The 14222-nt window shown below is 69.2% G+C and carries 14 protein-coding genes and 2 tRNA genes; 5 read left to right on the forward strand and 11 right to left on the reverse strand.

The window, feature by feature from the left end; genetic code table 11:
• The first annotated feature begins 568 nt into the window (after positions 1 to 568).
• Genes Q333_RS0101860 through Q333_RS0101870 form a run of 3 tightly spaced genes read left to right on the forward strand, consistent with a single transcriptional unit; the run spans position 569 to position 3487 of the window.
• A complete protein-coding gene (locus Q333_RS0101860; protein ID WP_029415052.1) occupies positions 569 to 841 on the forward strand; it encodes a FeoA family protein in 273 nt (90 codons plus the stop codon).
• The gene (gene feoB / locus Q333_RS0101865; RefSeq protein WP_029415053.1) at positions 842 to 2731 is read left to right on the forward strand and encodes a ferrous iron transporter B; all 1890 of its coding nucleotides are present in this window, start codon (positions 842 to 844) and stop codon (positions 2729 to 2731) included.
• Between the two features lie 9 nt (positions 2732 to 2740).
• Positions 2741 to 3487, forward strand: a complete 747-nt coding sequence (locus tag Q333_RS0101870) for a prepilin peptidase (RefSeq protein ID WP_029415054.1) — start codon at positions 2741 to 2743, stop codon at positions 3485 to 3487.
• On the opposite strand, the gene Q333_RS0101875 is transcribed toward Q333_RS0101870, so the two are convergent.
• From Q333_RS0101875 to Q333_RS17760, 7 genes are all read right to left on the reverse strand, one after another.
• On the reverse strand, positions 3484 to 4116 hold the full coding sequence (locus tag Q333_RS0101875) for a TetR/AcrR family transcriptional regulator (protein ID WP_029415055.1): 633 nt from the start codon (positions 4114 to 4116) through the stop codon (positions 3484 to 3486). The genes Q333_RS0101870 and Q333_RS0101875 overlap by 4 nt on opposite strands.
• 21 nt (positions 4117 to 4137) lie before the next feature.
• Positions 4138 to 4212: transfer RNA gene (locus Q333_RS0101880), tRNA-Thr, on the reverse strand.
• Between the two features lie 51 nt (positions 4213 to 4263).
• On the reverse strand, positions 4264 to 5190 hold the full coding sequence (locus tag Q333_RS0101885) for a hypothetical protein (RefSeq protein ID WP_029415056.1): 927 nt from the start codon (positions 5188 to 5190) through the stop codon (positions 4264 to 4266).
• Between the two features lie 66 nt (positions 5191 to 5256).
• Positions 5257 to 5721, reverse strand: coding sequence for a UPF0262 family protein (locus tag Q333_RS0101890; RefSeq protein WP_029415057.1), 465 nt, complete (start codon positions 5719 to 5721; stop codon positions 5257 to 5259).
• The gene (locus Q333_RS0101895) at positions 5718 to 6233 is read right to left on the reverse strand and encodes a DUF2948 family protein (protein WP_035293607.1); all 516 of its coding nucleotides are present in this window, start codon (positions 6231 to 6233) and stop codon (positions 5718 to 5720) included. The genes Q333_RS0101890 and Q333_RS0101895 overlap by 4 nt, the downstream gene beginning before the upstream one ends.
• Positions 6223 to 7527 carry a UDP-N-acetylglucosamine 1-carboxyvinyltransferase gene (gene murA, locus Q333_RS0101900; RefSeq protein ID WP_029415059.1) on the reverse strand — a complete coding sequence of 435 codons (1305 nt, stop codon included), beginning with the start codon at positions 7525 to 7527 and terminating at the stop codon, positions 6223 to 6225. The genes Q333_RS0101895 and murA overlap by 11 nt, the downstream gene beginning before the upstream one ends.
• Positions 7528 to 7646: 119 nt before the next feature.
• Complete coding sequence (locus Q333_RS17760; RefSeq protein ID WP_169738139.1) at positions 7647 to 7811, reverse strand: hypothetical protein; 165 nt, start codon at positions 7809 to 7811, stop codon at positions 7647 to 7649.
• An 87-nt stretch (positions 7812 to 7898) separates the two neighbouring features.
• Between Q333_RS17760 and Q333_RS0101910 the strand changes: the two genes are divergently transcribed.
• Positions 7899 to 7973: transfer RNA gene (locus Q333_RS0101910), tRNA-Thr, on the forward strand.
• Between the two features lie 46 nt (positions 7974 to 8019).
• Here the strand turns inward: Q333_RS0101910 and Q333_RS0101915 are convergent.
• The 3 genes from Q333_RS0101915 to Q333_RS0101925 form a co-directional block, all read right to left on the reverse strand.
• Positions 8020 to 8607 (reverse strand): hypothetical protein, encoded by a 588-nt coding sequence (locus tag Q333_RS0101915; protein WP_051651060.1) that lies wholly within the window; start codon positions 8605 to 8607, stop codon positions 8020 to 8022.
• Between the two features lie 73 nt (positions 8608 to 8680).
• Positions 8681 to 9166 (reverse strand): peptide-methionine (R)-S-oxide reductase MsrB, encoded by a 486-nt coding sequence (gene msrB, locus Q333_RS0101920; RefSeq protein ID WP_029415061.1) that lies wholly within the window; start codon positions 9164 to 9166, stop codon positions 8681 to 8683.
• A gap of 100 nt (positions 9167 to 9266) precedes the next feature.
• Entirely contained in the window at positions 9267 to 10751 is a 1485-nt protein-coding gene (locus Q333_RS0101925) for a hypothetical protein (protein WP_029415062.1), read from the reverse strand.
• Between the two features lie 195 nt (positions 10752 to 10946).
• On the opposite strand from Q333_RS0101925, the gene Q333_RS0101930 reads away from it, so the two are divergent.
• The gene (locus Q333_RS0101930) at positions 10947 to 12929 is read left to right on the forward strand and encodes an acetyl-CoA carboxylase biotin carboxylase subunit (RefSeq protein ID WP_029415063.1); all 1983 of its coding nucleotides are present in this window, start codon (positions 10947 to 10949) and stop codon (positions 12927 to 12929) included.
• Between the two features lie 4 nt (positions 12930 to 12933).
• Here the strand turns inward: Q333_RS0101930 and Q333_RS0101935 are convergent, their stop codons facing one another.
• Positions 12934 to 14124, reverse strand: a complete 1191-nt coding sequence (locus Q333_RS0101935; RefSeq protein WP_029415064.1) for an acyl-CoA dehydrogenase — start codon at positions 14122 to 14124, stop codon at positions 12934 to 12936.
• Positions 14125 to 14222 lie beyond the last annotated feature (98 nt).

Consider the following 14222-nt stretch of genomic DNA (forward strand, 5'->3'; position numbering starts at 1 on the left):
CCAGGACCCGGACGCGCGGCGGGGCGCGATCGAAGCGGGGGATGGCCGGGCGACCGGTCGTCACAGCGCGTCGTTCACGGCCACGCTCCCCTTTCCGGCTGGAGGCTGGGACTGTGGAAATCGGGTCGGGGCGGCGCGGGATTGTCCGCGGGGCTGAAACCGCGGAGCCCGGAGGGACCTGAGACCCTCCGCCCGCCGTGGGCCTCGGTTGGGAAAGGGTCTAAGCGGCGCAAAGGTTCGGGGTCGACAACGACACAAACCCGACAGGTCGCACGAAGCCCGCGTCCGACTGCTCACGAGCACCGATCGCGACGGAGCCTCGGCGCGAGCCGAAAAACATCACCGGTCCCCGTAACGCGAAAGCAGGGGGCCACATCGGTTCCGGGCAACCGCCCTGGCTCCGTCGCTTCCCCATCCCGTTCACAGCGGAAGAACGATGAGGCGTGTCTCCAGCTCTCCGCCCCCTGGGCGGAGACAGGCGGCGGAGCCGCCAGAGGCGGGCCAGTGACCACCCACGCGACACCCACGCTCTTTGCGCCCCACCCCGCACCTGATAAGCACTCGCAACATGAGCACCGTCATCTCCCTGTCCGACGCGCGCCTCGGCGACCGGGGCGTCATCACCGGGGTCCGCGCAGGCGGCGCGGACGACCATGCGGCCGAGGTGGAGCGCCGCCTCCTGGAGCTCGGCCTGGTCGAAGGCGCCCGTGTCGAGCTTCTGCACAACGGCCTGTTCGGCCGCGACCCCATGGCGCTCAAGGTCGACGACATGCGCGTGGCGCTGCGCCGTCACGAGGCGGCGAACCTGACCGTCGAGCTCCTGCCTGAAGCCGCCGAATAGATGGACGTCGCTGTTCGGCCCCTGCGGGTCGCCCTGGTCGGCAATCCGAACTCGGGCAAGACCGCCCTGTTCAACGCCCTGACCGGCGCCCACCAGAAGGTCGCCAACTACGCCGGCGTCACGGTCGAGCGGAAGGAAGGCCGCGTCCAGGGCGCGTCCGGCCGCTCCATCACCGCGCTCGACCTGCCCGGCACCTATTCGCTCCGCGCCCGCAGTCCCGACGAGGAGGTCACCCGCGACGCGGTGCTCGGCCGTCTCCAGGGCGAGGCCGCGCCCGACGTCATCGTCGCCGTCGCCGACGCCACCAACCTGAGGCTCGTTCTGCGCCTGATCCTGGAGCTCAAGGCCGTCGGCCGGCCGATGGTCCTGGCGCTCAACATGTTCGACATCGCGGAACGCCAGGGCCTGCGCATCGACCTGGAGCGCCTCTCCGCTGCGCTTGGCGTGCCCATTGTCACCACGACCGCCACCCGCAAGCGCGGCATCCCCGACCTGATCGCCGCCATCGAGGCCGCCGCCGCACCCGCCTGGGCCGAGCCCGCCGAGGGCGCTTGGTCGGCCCCGGACGCCGCGGCCATTCGCGAAGCCCACCGTCGCGCCGAGCAGATCATGCGCGACTGCGTGCGCCCGCCCGAGCGCCCCGACACCACGACCGGACGCATCGACGCCGTCCTGCTGCACCCCGTCGGCGGCCTCGTCATCCTGCTCGCTTTGCTGTTCGTCATGTTCCAGGCCGTCTTCGCCTGGGCCACGCCCGCGATGGACGCCATCGAGGCGGGCTTCGTCCTGCTCGGCACCGGCGTCGCGGCCGTCGTCCCCGACACCGGTTCGGTCTGGCCGCTGGTCCAGAGCCTGATCGTCGACGGCCTGATCGCGGGCGTGGGCGGCGTTCTGGTCTTCCTGCCCCAGATCGTCATGCTGTTCGCCTTCATCATCCTGCTGGAAGACCTCGGCTACATGGCGCGGGCGGCCTTCCTGATGGACCGGATCATGGGCGGCGCAGGCCTGCACGGCCGGGCCTTCATCCCGCTCCTGTCCAGCTTCGCCTGCGCCATCCCCGGCGTCATGGCCGCCCGCGTGATCGATGCCAAGCGCGACCGCCTGACCACCATCATGGTGGCGCCGCTGATGACCTGCTCGGCGCGCATCCCGGTCTACACCCTGATCATCGCCGCCTTCATTCCGAACCAGACCGTCTGGGGCTTCGCCTCGCTGCAGGGCCTGGTCATGTTCGGCCTCTACGCCACCGGCATCGTCTCGGCGCTCGCCGTCTCATTCGTCATCCGCAAGGTCTTCTGGCGCGGCGCGGTCGAGCCCTTCATGATGGAGCTCCCGGCCTACAAGCTGCCCGACGCGAAGAACGTCCTCTTCAATCTCTGGCTCCGGGCGAAGATCTTCATGCAGCGCGCGGCCCGCATCATCCTGCCGCTCATGATCCTCGTCTGGGCCGCCTCGACCTTCCCCTATCCGCCCGAGGGCGCGATCGGCCCGGCCATCGACTACTCCTTCGCCGGCCGGCTGGGCCATGCTCTGGAGCCCGTCTTCGCCCCCATCGGCTTCAACTGGCAGATGGTCGTCGCCCTGATCCCCGGCATGGCGGCGCGAGAGGTCGCCGTGGCCGCGCTCGGCTCCGTCTACGCCATCGCCGACGCAGAGAGCGCGGGCGGGCTGCTCGCCACCACCATCGCCGCCCAGTGGTCGCTCGCGACGGGTCTCGCCTTCCTCGCCTGGTACGTCTTCGCCCCCCAGTGCGTGGCGACGCTCGGCGTCGTGAAGCGCGAGCTGAACAGCTGGAAATGGATGTGGGTCATGGTCGTCTACATGTTCGCCCTCGCCTACCTCGCGGCCTTCATCACCTACCGCGTGGCGGTGGCGCTGGGGGGCGGCTAAGGATCGGGCGTGACCCTCGCGCTCGTCTTCGGCCTGCTCGGCCTGATCTTCGGCAGCTTCATCGCCGCCGTAACGGTCCGCATGCCCCGAGACGAGGATATCGTCCTCTCCCGCTCCCGCTGCATGAGCTGCGGCGAACCGCTGAAGGCCTGGCATCTGATCCCGGTCTTCAGCTGGCTGGCCCAGCGCGGGCGATGCGCCATGTGCAACGCCGCCGTCTCGCCCCGCTACATCCTCATCGAATGCGCCGCCGCCGCGATCGGCGTGTGGGCCGCCCTCGCCTTCCCCGACCACCTGATCCGAACGATCGCCACCGCCGCGCTCGGCTGGCAGCTGCTCCTCATCGCACTGATCGACGCCGAGAACTTCTGGCTGCCCGACGAACTGACCCTGCCGCTGATCGCATCCGGCCTGATCGCCTCTGCCGTCCTCGTCTCCGGCTGGCCGGTAGACCAGATCATCGGCGCCGTCGCGGGCTTCGCCGGCCTCTGGCTCATCGCCCTCGCCTATCGCCGCCTGCTGGGCCGCGAGGGCATGGGCTCGGGCGATCCCATCCTGTTCGCGGGCGTCGGCGCCTGGGTCGGCTGGCAGGGCTTGCCCACCACCCTGCTCTGGGCCTGCGCCGCCGGGTTCAGCCTTGTTCTGACCTTCCTCATCACCCGCCGCAGGGTCGCAGCGACCGACCGCCTGCCCTTCGGAACCTTCCTCGCCATCGGCCTCTGGCTGACCTGGCTCTACGGCCCGCTGGGAAGCTAGCGCCCCGTGACCAGCTTCACGACGATATGGGCCGTGGTGTCGATGATCGCCTCGGGCGGCGTCTCGCCCCGCCTCAGAAGCTCGAACCCCGCCGCGACCGACTCGACCAGATTGGCCACCTCATACGACGCCAGCCGGGGATCGAGCCCCGGCGCATGGTACCCGGTCGCATGCGCCACCGCGATGCGCCGTTCGAACGCCAGGTGCGCCCGCCGCAACCGCCGCACCCGCGATTCCACGAACCCCGCCTCGCCCTTGTCGGCCAGCATGTGCTCGATCCTCAGCACCGGCCCGTGGTCGCGCCAGATCAGGAGGACATCCATCACATAGGCCCGCGCCGCGCCGAATGCGGCCTCCGCCGACCAGTCGCCCTCCAGATGCCGCGACAGAGGCTGGAACTCCGCCGCCACGCCCTCGCACAGCGCCAAAACCGGCTCCTCCACCGTCTTGAAGTAGGTGTAGAAGTTCGATGGCGACACGCCCGCTTCCGCCGCCACGTCCGCCACCCGCATCTCGCCCAGATGCCGCCGGTCGAGCAGCCGCCGCGTCGCCTCCAGGATCGCGCCGCGCGTCCGCCCGCCCCGCGCCCCGATGCGGTGACCCAGCTTGTTGATCGGGCGGTCGGGCATGCAGGAGCGGCCGCGATTGAGTGGTGCCGGCGGAGAGGATCGAACTCCCGACCTTCGGTTTACAAAACCGCTGCACTACCGCTGTGCTACGCCGGCTCGGGGTTGGCCTTTAGCGGGCGAAACGGACCGGACGCAAGCCGCCGAAGCTCACGCCGCCTCGGCCATCTCCATCGAGGCGGCCCGCTGCTCGGCCCAGGGAACCAACGTCGCACGCGGCCAGACCACCAGCCACGACCGCGGCAGGTATTCGCCACTGTCGATCAGGGCCTTCCGCGTCGGCGAACTGGTCGCCGCCCGCTCGGTGTGGATCTCGCCCGGCCCCTGATGGATGATGAAGGCCCCGCCCTTCAGCGGATTGAGCCGCAGATAGGCCAGCCGCGGGCTGATCGTCTCCAGCGGCGGATCGTAGAACCAGCTCGACCCGATCATGCCGCCCAGCTCCGGCCGCGTCTTGCAGATCGCCGCCGCCGTCGCCCAGGCCCGGTCCCAGCCGGCCTCGTTGAAGTCCTCCAGCTGGCGCGCCTCGGTGTGCACCTCCAGCCACGGCCGCTTCCAGCCCTGCGCCCGGACATACTGGATCAACTGCCCCCAGCCATAGCCGTCACGCCCGTTCTTGACGATCTGGCCGGGTCCGACCGGCGAGCTCAGGTCGATCGTCTGGGTTCGTGCCCCCGGCACGCTGAGCACCAAGGCCATTCGCACGTCCTTGGCCCAGTGATCGCGACCATACGGGGCATCGGCCTCCGCCGCCGCCGTCAGGAACTCGGCCATCTTGTCGAGCCAGTAGGGATAGAGCTCCATCACCTCGCCGGGCAGCGCCGCCTGCTTCGCCCGTCCCGGCAGCTCGAGCGCCCAGGTGGCGACCAGGGCCCGCCGCATGGCGTCGGTGGCGTCCTCGCCCAGAGCCTTGTCGGCCGCATGGCTCGGCAGGTCGAAGTTCCAGTGCGGCGCGGACGTCACGGCGGGATCGACGGCCTCCACAGAGGCGATATCGACCCGCGCCCGTTCGTCGGGCGTCAGCTTGGCGCGCACGGCGTTGAACGCCGCGACTTGGGTGTTCGAGAGCGTTTCCATGCGGGCGAGCATGGCACGGCCGAGTTAACGTCCCGTCTCGCCAAACGGCGAATGTTCAGACCGATCTCAGCCGCGGCGATAGAGGGCGCAGACCAGAGTGAACAGACGCCGCGCCGTCTCGTGGTCGATCCCGACCTTGCCCTCGAGCCGGGCCTTGAGCAGCTCGGCGCCTTCGTTGTGCAGACCGCGTCGGCCCATGTCCACGGCCTCGATCTGGCTAGGCGAGGAGCCGCGCAGGGCTTCATAGTAGCTGTCGCAGATCAGGAGGTAGTCCCGCAAAACCTGCTTCAGCGGCGTGAGCGACAGCGCGTAAGTGCGGGCGAAATCGACGCCGGTGATGTCGAACACCAGGCGATTGTCCTGTAGCGACAGCTTCAGCCCGTAGGGCCCGGCGTCGGCGCCGTCGGGGGCGAAGGCGTTCTTCTCGACCAGGTCGAAGATGGCGACGCGACGCTCGTGCTCGATCTCTGCGGTGGCGGACGGCAGGGTCGCCTCGTCCAGTTCGACAGAGGCCAGCCTTTGATCGGTCATTCGGCGTCCTTGCTGGACAGCGGGCCGTCCAGGTGGGTCGGGGCCACCCGCGCCTGCCAGCGCTCCGACAGGTCGGCGACGACGGCGTCCAGGCACTCGACGTCAATGCGCAGATCACCACCGCCCGCGAACATCAGGATGACCTTGCCGCCCGGCGGCTCGCCCTCGACGAAGTGGATGGCCAGAAGCTCCAGTGGGGCGTCGGGCAGGCGCGGCAGGCCCCGGCTCTTGACCGCCTCGACGTCGCCGAACTGCATGGCGGCCCGCACCCAGGTGCCGCCGCACTCCCAGCAGAAGCGGCTGAGCTCGATCGTCAGGCGCCGCGCGCCCTTCTCCCAGACGATGTCGGCCGGCCGCAGGATGGCGTCCTGCAAAGCGGCGGAGATGATGGCCAGGTCCTCGCCGTCCTCAGCCAGCAGGCGCAGGGGCGCGCTCGAGCCGCCCGACGCCTTGCGGATCGCCTCGCCTTCCTCGGTCGTGATCGGGCGGGTGGCCAGATCGTCAGTGGTCATCGTCCGGTCCTTCGACGGGCGGGCCCTTCACCCTGCGGATGTTGGCGCCGCAGGCCCCGAGCTTCTCCTCCAAACGCTCGAAACCGCGATCCAGATGATAGACGCGGCCGATGGTCGTGTCGCCCTCGGCGACCAGGCCCGCGATGACCAGGCTGACGGAGGCCCGCAGATCGGTCGCCATGACCGGCGCGCCCTTCAGCTTCTCGACGCCCGTGACGTGGGCCTCGCCCGCGAGGACCGAGATGTCGGCGCCCAGGCGGCCGAGCTCCGGCGCGTGCATGAAGCGGTTCTCGAAAATGTTCTCGTGGATGACGCTGACGCCCTCGGCCGTCGTCATCAGGGTCATGAACTGGGCCTGCAAGTCGGTGGCGAAGCCCGGATAGACCTCGGTGGCCACGTTGACCGCCTTCAGCCGCCGGGCCGGATCGCGCCGCACGATCACGCCGTCGGCGGTGGGTTCGACCTCGACGCCCGCCTCGACCAGCTTGTCGGTCAGGGCCTGGATCAGCTCGGGCCGCGAGCGGGTCAGGCGCACCTCGCCCCCCGCCATGGCGGCAGCGCAGGCATAGGAGCCCATCTCGATCCGGTCGGGGATCACCGACCACTCGCCGCCGTTCAGCGACGTCACGCCGTGGATGGTCAGAGTGTCGGTATCGATGCCCTCGATCCGGGCGCCCATCATGACCAGGCAGCGCGCCAGGTCGCCGATCTCCGGCTCCCGCGCCGCGCGCTTCAGCACCGTTGTGCCTTCCGCCAGGACGGCCGCCATCAGGGTGTGCTCGGTCGCGCCCACCGAGACGAAGGGAAACTCGATCTCGGCCCCGCGCAGGCCCTTGGGCGCCGTCGCGGAGACGTAGCCCTCCTCCAGCTCGATGGCGGCGCCCAGCCGCGTCAGGGCGTCGATGTGCAGATCGACTGGCCGCGCCCCGATGGTGCAACCGCCCGGCAGGGACACCTTGGCGTGCCCCGTCCGCGCCAGCAGCGGCCCCAGCACGTTGAAACTCGCCCGCATCTGGCGGACCAGATCATAGGGCGCGAAGGTCGAGGTCAGGGTCGCGGCATGAAACAGGGTCTGCTGATCGGCGCCCTCTCCGCTCTCGGTCACCTCGACGCCGAAGGACCGCAACAACTTGCCCAGGAACCGCGTATCGGCCAGCCGCGGCATATTGGTCAGGCGCAGGGGCTGGTCCGTCAGGATGGCGGCCGCCATCAGCTTGATGGCCGAGTTCTTCGCCCCCGAGACCGGGATGTCGCCGTGAAGCGGGCCGTTGCCGTGAACCGTGATGCTGTCCATGTCGTCCTTGAAGCCGCAAGGATCGACCGTCCCGGCGAGCCGGCTATCTAGCGCGACCGTGCCGCAGTGCGAAAGGGCCGCGCAAGGTCACGTTCGGTGACGCTTTCGTCAGCGCCCGGTCAGTTGCCGATGCGCGGCGGCTTGGGCGCCTTTCGGCGGCGAAGGTTGTCGCGCAGCGCCTTGGCCAGTCGGGCGGCCCGATCGGCCTTGGCCTGCTGCTCGGGCGTCTTCGCCTTCGGAACCGGCGTGGGTTCGGCGGCGGGCGTTTCGGGCGGCTCGGTCATGACGCCTATCAGCCCTCAGAAAACTTTCCGGGCAAGGGGCTTCCCCCCTGCGGGTTCAATGGCTATACGGCCGCTTCCTCAGATTTCGCCGCCGTAGCTCAGTGGTAGAGCGCATCCTTGGTAAGGCTGAGGTCGGCAGTTCAATCCTGCCCGGCGGCACCATCCAAAGCGAAAGGCCCGGTCGAGAGACCGGGCCTTTTTCCTTGTCTTACCAACGGTCAAACGGTCGACGGGGCCTGTCGTCGTCGGATCGATAGGACAGGCTTAAGGACTGTCCCCGCCGCTTTGCCTCACCGGGATAGACCAGCGTCGAACCCGGCCACGGGCTGCCTACCGGATAGCTGTGCTCCAGATGGGGATACGGCCCGTCGATGTCCCAGCGGCCATAGCCGTCGTAGGGGCCATAGCCGAACCAGCCGTTGCTCGTCTGGCTGTAGGCGAGGTCGAGCCGCCCGGTCTCGCCGACAGGGATTGAGACGCCCACGGCGACCTGACTGAAGTCGTTAGTGCCGATCGATCCGCTGACGAAGCCATGCATCCGGCGGTCATCGACCGGACCGTCGTTCTCGGCGAAGGCTTCGGTCTCGGGCGCTCGGGCGACCAGCCAGCGATCGATCTGCTGCTGGGTCGTCAGATTGTGCGGGGTGATGGCGGTGGCCTGGCCATCGAGCCGGGCGTCGCTCGTCGGGCTCTCGGCCCCCAGCACCACGGCCCCCGCACCGACAGGCGCGGTGGTGACCACGCCCTCGGGATCGCTTGCGGTCAGGGCGGCGGCAAGGCCAAGCGCGATCAACATGGGCGATACTCCGGACGAAGCGTCAGTCTAGACGCGATTGCGGCACAACCGCGACCCAGCCGTTTCGTCGGCGTCACGCCACGCCGTCGCCGCGACCCAGCGGGTCCGGCAGCGGGCTGCCCTCCGGCACGAAGGTCAGGGCGACCGAGTTGATGCAGTAGCGCAGGCCGGTCGGGGGCGGACCGTCCGGGAACACGTGGCCCTGATGGCCGCCGCAGCGAGCGCAGACCGTCTCGGTGCGGACCATGCCGTAGGACCGGTCGGCGATGGCGCGAACGTGATCCTCGCTGACCGGCTGGGTGAAGCTGGGCCAGCCGGTGCCGCTCTCGAACTTGGTCCCGGCGCGGAACAGCGGCAGGCCGCACTGGCGACAGGCGTAGACGCCCGGCCGCTTCTCGCCCAGCAGCACGCCGCAGAACGGGGCCTCGGTGCCGTGGGAAAGCAGGACGCGCTTTTCCTCGGCGTTCAGGTCGGCCTCCAGCGCGACGCGCTGGCCCTCCGAAGGTGGCGTCAGGTCATAGCCGGCGGCGGAGCGGTGGGGCGTGGCGGTGTCGGTCATGGATCGCAAATAGGAAAGGCCGGACGAGGCTTCCACCCCGCCCGGCCCCAACTCTGATCGCGCTCAAGCCGCGAGCGACCGCGTCGCGAGCGTTAGCGCCCTACTGAAACAGCGTCGCGACCCAGGCCCGCACCGCCGTCTCGTCCGCCGGGTTGCCGGTATAGGTCAGGCCCTGGGCGGGGGTGAAGGGCTGGTTGTTGCCGCGCTGGCGGCTGGTCCAGGCCTTGTGACCGTAGCTGAGGTCCGAATAGTTCGACGGCAGTCGCTCGACGGTCGGCTCGATGAAGATCGAGTCGGTCGCCGTGGTCGAACCGGCGATCCGGACGTTCGGCAGGCGCGTCAGCAGGTCGAGCGTATCCAGGCAGCCGCCCGAACAGCCCGCGTCGACCAGAACCACCACCGGGCCCTGCACCGGGTTGGCGGCACCCGTGTCGGCCACGGCGGCGCGGCCCGGCAGGGTGAAGGTCTGCTGACCCGAAGCCAGCGCGGCGTCGAAAGCGGCGACGATCTCCTGCGTCTGCTGGATCACCGGGCCGGCTTCCTGAACGAAGCGCGGGTCGGCCTGCATGCGGCCGAGCGTCTCGGCGTACCAGGTCCGGTTGCCCGGGGTGGCGCGGTAGGTGATCTCGCCGGCGGCCGGCTGGCGGCTGACGGTGAACTCCGGCGTCCAGATGCGGTTGGCCAGGCCATAGCCGCGCGCCGTCGAGGTATAGGCCGACGAACCGGCGGCCGCGCGCAGGTCGAGCACGAAGCCCTGAGGCCCGCGCAGCGCCGCTGCCTGACCTTCGACGAGGCTGTTGAAGGCGTCCCAGCCCGCGCTGTCGGCGAAGGAGTGGACGTGCACCCACGGACGGCCGTTGACCGTCTCGATGTTCAGCGGCGTGGCCGGCGGCATGTAGACCGTGGCGCGATAGGCGGCTTCCAGATCACCCGGCGTGATCGGCACGGGACGCAGGTCCACCGCGCGGGGACGGCCGCGACCGCGCTGGAACTCGCAGGTCGACGGCAGGCCCGACACGAACGGATTGTTTCGGTTCCACAGCAGATAGGGTGCCGAGGTCACGCGGCCAGCCTCGGTATCGAGGTTGCCCTCCCACCGGTCCAGCTTGGCCCGGGCGTACTCCTCGATGGGCGTGAGGTTGCAGCTGACCACCACATCGCCGGCGCGCGGGGCATTGCGCACGCCCGGCTTGACGTAGGTGACCTCGTACCGGCCGTTGCGCCAGCCCGTGGCCACGCCCGGCCAGCTGGTCCCGAAGTACGGCCCGAGGCCTTCGTAGGTCGGGGTGATCGAGATGTTGGAATCGCGGAAACCGGCCGCGTAGTAGCGCATCAGATAGGCATGGGCGTCGCCGGAGTTCACCTGTCCCACGCGGCCTTGCGCATCGGCCAGACCGGCGTCGATCCAGCTGCGGAAGGTGTCGCCCGCCGCGCCGGGGATGACGGCGGCGGGATGGTTGGCGCGGAGTTCGTCGCGGGCGGCGTTCAGGTCCGTCTGGGCCAGAGCGCGGAAGTCCTGAGCGGAGGCGGCGGTGGCCGAGATCATGACGGCGACGGCCGAGACGGCGGTCAGGAAACGGTTCATCGGGGGGGCGCTCCAGGCGGCTAATCAAGGGTCGGCGAGGGTTAAAGCCGATCAGGACCGACCTTGCCAAGCCAGAACGGCGAACGTGTGACGCTTCGCCTGAACGGCGAATGGCGCCGACGTTCACCTTGGCTCCGGACGGACGGCCCCGCACAGGTATGGACCGACGGCGCGCCACCGCCTACGAACCGGCCCATGTTCGACAAGATCCTGATCGCGAACCGGGGCGAGATCGCCGTCCGCATCATCAAGACCGCCCGCCGGATGGGCATAGCGACCGTGGTCGTCCACTCCGACGCCGACGCCGGATCGATGGCCGTCGAAATGGCCGACGAGGCCATCCACATTGGCCCCTCGCCCGCCGCCGAAAGCTATCTGGTCCAGGACAAGATCGTCGACGCCGTGCGCCGCTCGGGCGCCCAGGCCGTCCACCCCGGCTTCGGCTTCCTGTCCGAAAACCCCGTCTTCGCCCGGCGACTGGAGGCCGAGGGCATCGCCTTCATCGGCCCGAACCCCGGGGCCATCGAGGCCATGGGCGACAAGATCACGTCGAAGAAGTTCGCCGCCGAGGCGGGTGTCTCGACTGTTCCCGGCCACATGGGTCTGATCGAGACGACCGAACACGCCGTCGAGATCGCGCGCCAGATCGGCTATCCGGTCATGATCAAGGCCTCGGCCGGCGGCGGCGGCAAGGGCATCCGCGTCGCCCACTCCGACGCCGACATGGCCGAGGGCTTCGCCGCAGTGAAGGCCGAGGCGCTCACGGCCTTCGGCGACGATCGGGTCTTCCTCGAAAAGTTCATCGTCGATCCGCGCCACATCGAGATCCAGGTGCTGGGCGACAAGCACGGCAACATCGTCCACCTGTTCGACCGCGAATGCTCGATCCAGCGCCGCAACCAGAAGGTCATCGAGGAGGCCCCCTCCCCCCTTCTCGACGCGGCGACGCGCGAAGCCATGGGAGCCCAGGCCGTGGCCCTGGCACGCGCCGTGAATTACGACTCGGCGGGCACGGTGGAGTTCGTCGCGGGTCAGGACCGCAGCTTCTTCTTCCTGGAGATGAACACCCGGCTGCAGGTCGAGCACCCGGTGACCGAACTGATCACCGGCGTGGATCTGGTCGAGCAGATGATCCGGTCGGCGGCCGGCGAGCGCCTGCCCTTCACCCAGGACCAGCTGGCCATCAACGGCTGGGCCATCGAGAGCCGCATCTACGCCGAGGACCCCTATCGCGGCTTCCTGCCCTCGATCGGCCGTCTGGTGCGCTACGAGCAGCCAGAGGAAGGCGAGCAGGACGGCTACACGGTCAGAAACGATTCCGGCGTGCGCGAGGGCGACGAGATCTCGATGTTCTACGACCCGATGATCGCCAAGCTGAACACCTGGGCCCCGACCCGGATCGCGGCGGTGGACGGCATGCGCCGGGCGCTGGAGGACACGCATCTGTCGGGCGTTGGCCACAACGTGCCTTTCCTCGCGGCCGTGATGGATCAGGAGCGGTTCCGCTCGGGCGCCCTGTCGACCAGCTACATCAAGGACGAATTCCCCGACGGCTTCAAAGGCGCCGAGCCCGACCGGCGTCGGCTGGACATCATGATCGCGGCGGCCTGCGCCATGAACGAGATCGCCGCCGAACAGTCCGGCGACCCGTCCGACCGTACTGACTGGATCGTGCTCGTGGACCGCGAGGCCCACGGCGTATCGCTCGGCTATGACGAGGACGAGGTGCTGGCGCTGGACCTGGCGGGCGAAGACCGGACGCTGCGCCTGTCCGACATCGACTGGCGCCCCGGCATGGCCCAGTTCCGGGCGGTGCTGGACGATGAGCCCTTCACCGCCGAGGTCGCCCGGAAAGCCGACGGCTGGACCATGCGTTCCGGCGCCGCCAAAGCCCGCGTTCGCGTCTTCAGCCCGCGTCAGGCCGAGCTGTTCGCCCGCCTGCCCGAGAAGGCGGCGGCGGATACGTCCAAACTGATCCAGTCGCCCATGCCAGGACTGGTCGTCTCCATCGCCGTGGAGCCCGGCCAGGAGGTCAAGGCCGGCGAGACGGTCGCCATCATCGAAGCCATGAAGATGCAGAACATCCTCAAGGCCGAGCGCGACGGCGTGGTGAAGGCCGTGGCGGCGAAGGCGGGCGATCCGGTGGCGGCAGACGACGTGTTGGTTGAGTTCGGCTGATCGCCTAGAACGCGCTCTCGCCGGTAATGGCGCGGCCCAAGATCAGCGCATGCACGTCATGCGCCCCCTCGTAGGTGTTGACCGTTTCCAGGTTCATGGCGTGGCGCATGACGTGGAGCTCGCCGGTGATGCCGGCACCGCCGTGCATGTCGCGGGCCTCGCGGGCGATGGCCAGCGCCTTGCCGCAGTTGTTGCGCTTCATCATCGAGATGGCCTCGGGCACGAAGGCGCCGGTGTCGAGCAGGCGGCCCAGGGCATAGGCCCCCTCGAAGCCGAGCGCGATGTCGGTCGACATGTCGGCCAGCTTCTTCTGCACCAGCTGGCGCGACGACAGCGGCCGGCCGAACAGCATGCGCTCGGCGACATAGTCCCGCGTGGCGTGCAGGCAGAACTCAGCGGCGCCCATCGCCCCCCAGGCGATGCCGTAGCGGGCCTTGTTCAGGCAGCTGAACGGCCCGCGCAGCCCTTTGACGCCCGGCAGCAGGTTCTCCTCCGGCACGAAGACGTCGTTCAGGCCAATGTCGCCGGTGATGGAGGCGCGGAGCGACAGCTTGTCGCCGATCTTACCGGTGGTGAAGCCGTCCATGCCGCGCTCGACGATGAAGCCGCGGATCACGTTGTCCAGCTTGGCCCAGACGATGGCCAGGTCCGAGATCGGCGAGTTGGTGATCCAGTATTTGCCGCCGTTAAGGCTATAGCCGCCGTCGACCTTGACGGCCTTCGTCTTCATCGAGGCGGGGTCGGAGCCGCCGTCGGCCTCGGTCAGGCCGAAACAGCCGACCAGTTCGCCCGCCGCCATCCGGGGCAGGAAGCGCATACGCTGCTCCTCGGACCCGAAGGCGTAGATCGGATACATGGCCAGCGACGACTGCACGCTCATGGCCGAGCGATAGCCGCTGTCGATCGCCTCGATCTCGCGCGCGATGAGGCCATAGGCGACGTGGCTGGCGCCGGCCCCACCGTACTGTTCGGGCAGCATGGCGCCGAGGAAGCCCATCTCGCCCAGCTCGGTCATGATGGCGCGGTCGAACACCTCGTCGCGGAAGGCCTCGACGACGCGGGGCAGCAGGCGGTCGCGGGCGTAGGACCGGGCCGCGTCGCGGATCATCCGCTCGTCGTCGGTCAGGCGGCCGTCCAGATCGAACGGGTCGTCCCAGCGATAGGTCTGCGTCGAATGGGGGCTGCCGTCGGCCATCGGGTCGGTCCTTCGTCGTTTCATCGGCGAAATTGCCTTGGCAAGTCCGCGAGAGCAAATGATATAAGATTATATCTTTTGCGCGGTCCACCCGCGCC

This window comes from Brevundimonas bacteroides DSM 4726, from assembly GCF_000701445.1.
Taxonomy (GTDB): Bacteria; Pseudomonadota; Alphaproteobacteria; order Caulobacterales; family Caulobacteraceae; genus Brevundimonas; species Brevundimonas bacteroides.

Bases quoted from the DNA above. Each gene is read 5' to 3' on its own strand.
- Q333_RS0101860 (WP_029415052.1), top strand. From the start codon at position 569: ATGAGCACCGTCATCTCCCTGTCCGACGCGCGCCTCGGCGACCGGGGC.
- feoB (WP_029415053.1), top strand. From the start codon at position 842: ATGGACGTCGCTGTTCGGCCCCTGCGGGTCGCCCTGGTCGGCAATCCG.
- Q333_RS0101875 (WP_029415055.1), bottom strand. From the start codon at position 4,116: ATGCCCGACCGCCCGATCAACAAGCTGGGTCACCGCATCGGGGCGCGG.
- Q333_RS0101885 (WP_029415056.1), bottom strand. From the start codon at position 5,190: ATGGAAACGCTCTCGAACACCCAAGTCGCGGCGTTCAACGCCGTGCGC.
- Q333_RS0101890 (WP_029415057.1), bottom strand. From the start codon at position 5,721: ATGACCGATCAAAGGCTGGCCTCTGTCGAACTGGACGAGGCGACCCTG.
- Q333_RS0101895 (WP_035293607.1), bottom strand. From the start codon at position 6,233: ATGACCACTGACGATCTGGCCACCCGCCCGATCACGACCGAGGAAGGC.
- murA (WP_029415059.1), bottom strand. From the start codon at position 7,527: ATGGACAGCATCACGGTTCACGGCAACGGCCCGCTTCACGGCGACATC.
- Q333_RS17760 (WP_169738139.1), bottom strand. From the start codon at position 7,811: ATGACCGAGCCGCCCGAAACGCCCGCCGCCGAACCCACGCCGGTTCCG.
- Q333_RS0101915 (WP_051651060.1), bottom strand. From the start codon at position 8,607: ATGTTGATCGCGCTTGGCCTTGCCGCCGCCCTGACCGCAAGCGATCCC.
- msrB (WP_029415061.1), bottom strand. From the start codon at position 9,166: ATGACCGACACCGCCACGCCCCACCGCTCCGCCGCCGGCTATGACCTG.
- Q333_RS0101925 (WP_029415062.1), bottom strand. From the start codon at position 10,751: ATGAACCGTTTCCTGACCGCCGTCTCGGCCGTCGCCGTCATGATCTCG.
- Q333_RS0101930 (WP_029415063.1), top strand. From the start codon at position 10,947: ATGTTCGACAAGATCCTGATCGCGAACCGGGGCGAGATCGCCGTCCGC.
- Q333_RS0101935 (WP_029415064.1), bottom strand. From the start codon at position 14,124: ATGGCCGACGGCAGCCCCCATTCGACGCAGACCTATCGCTGGGACGAC.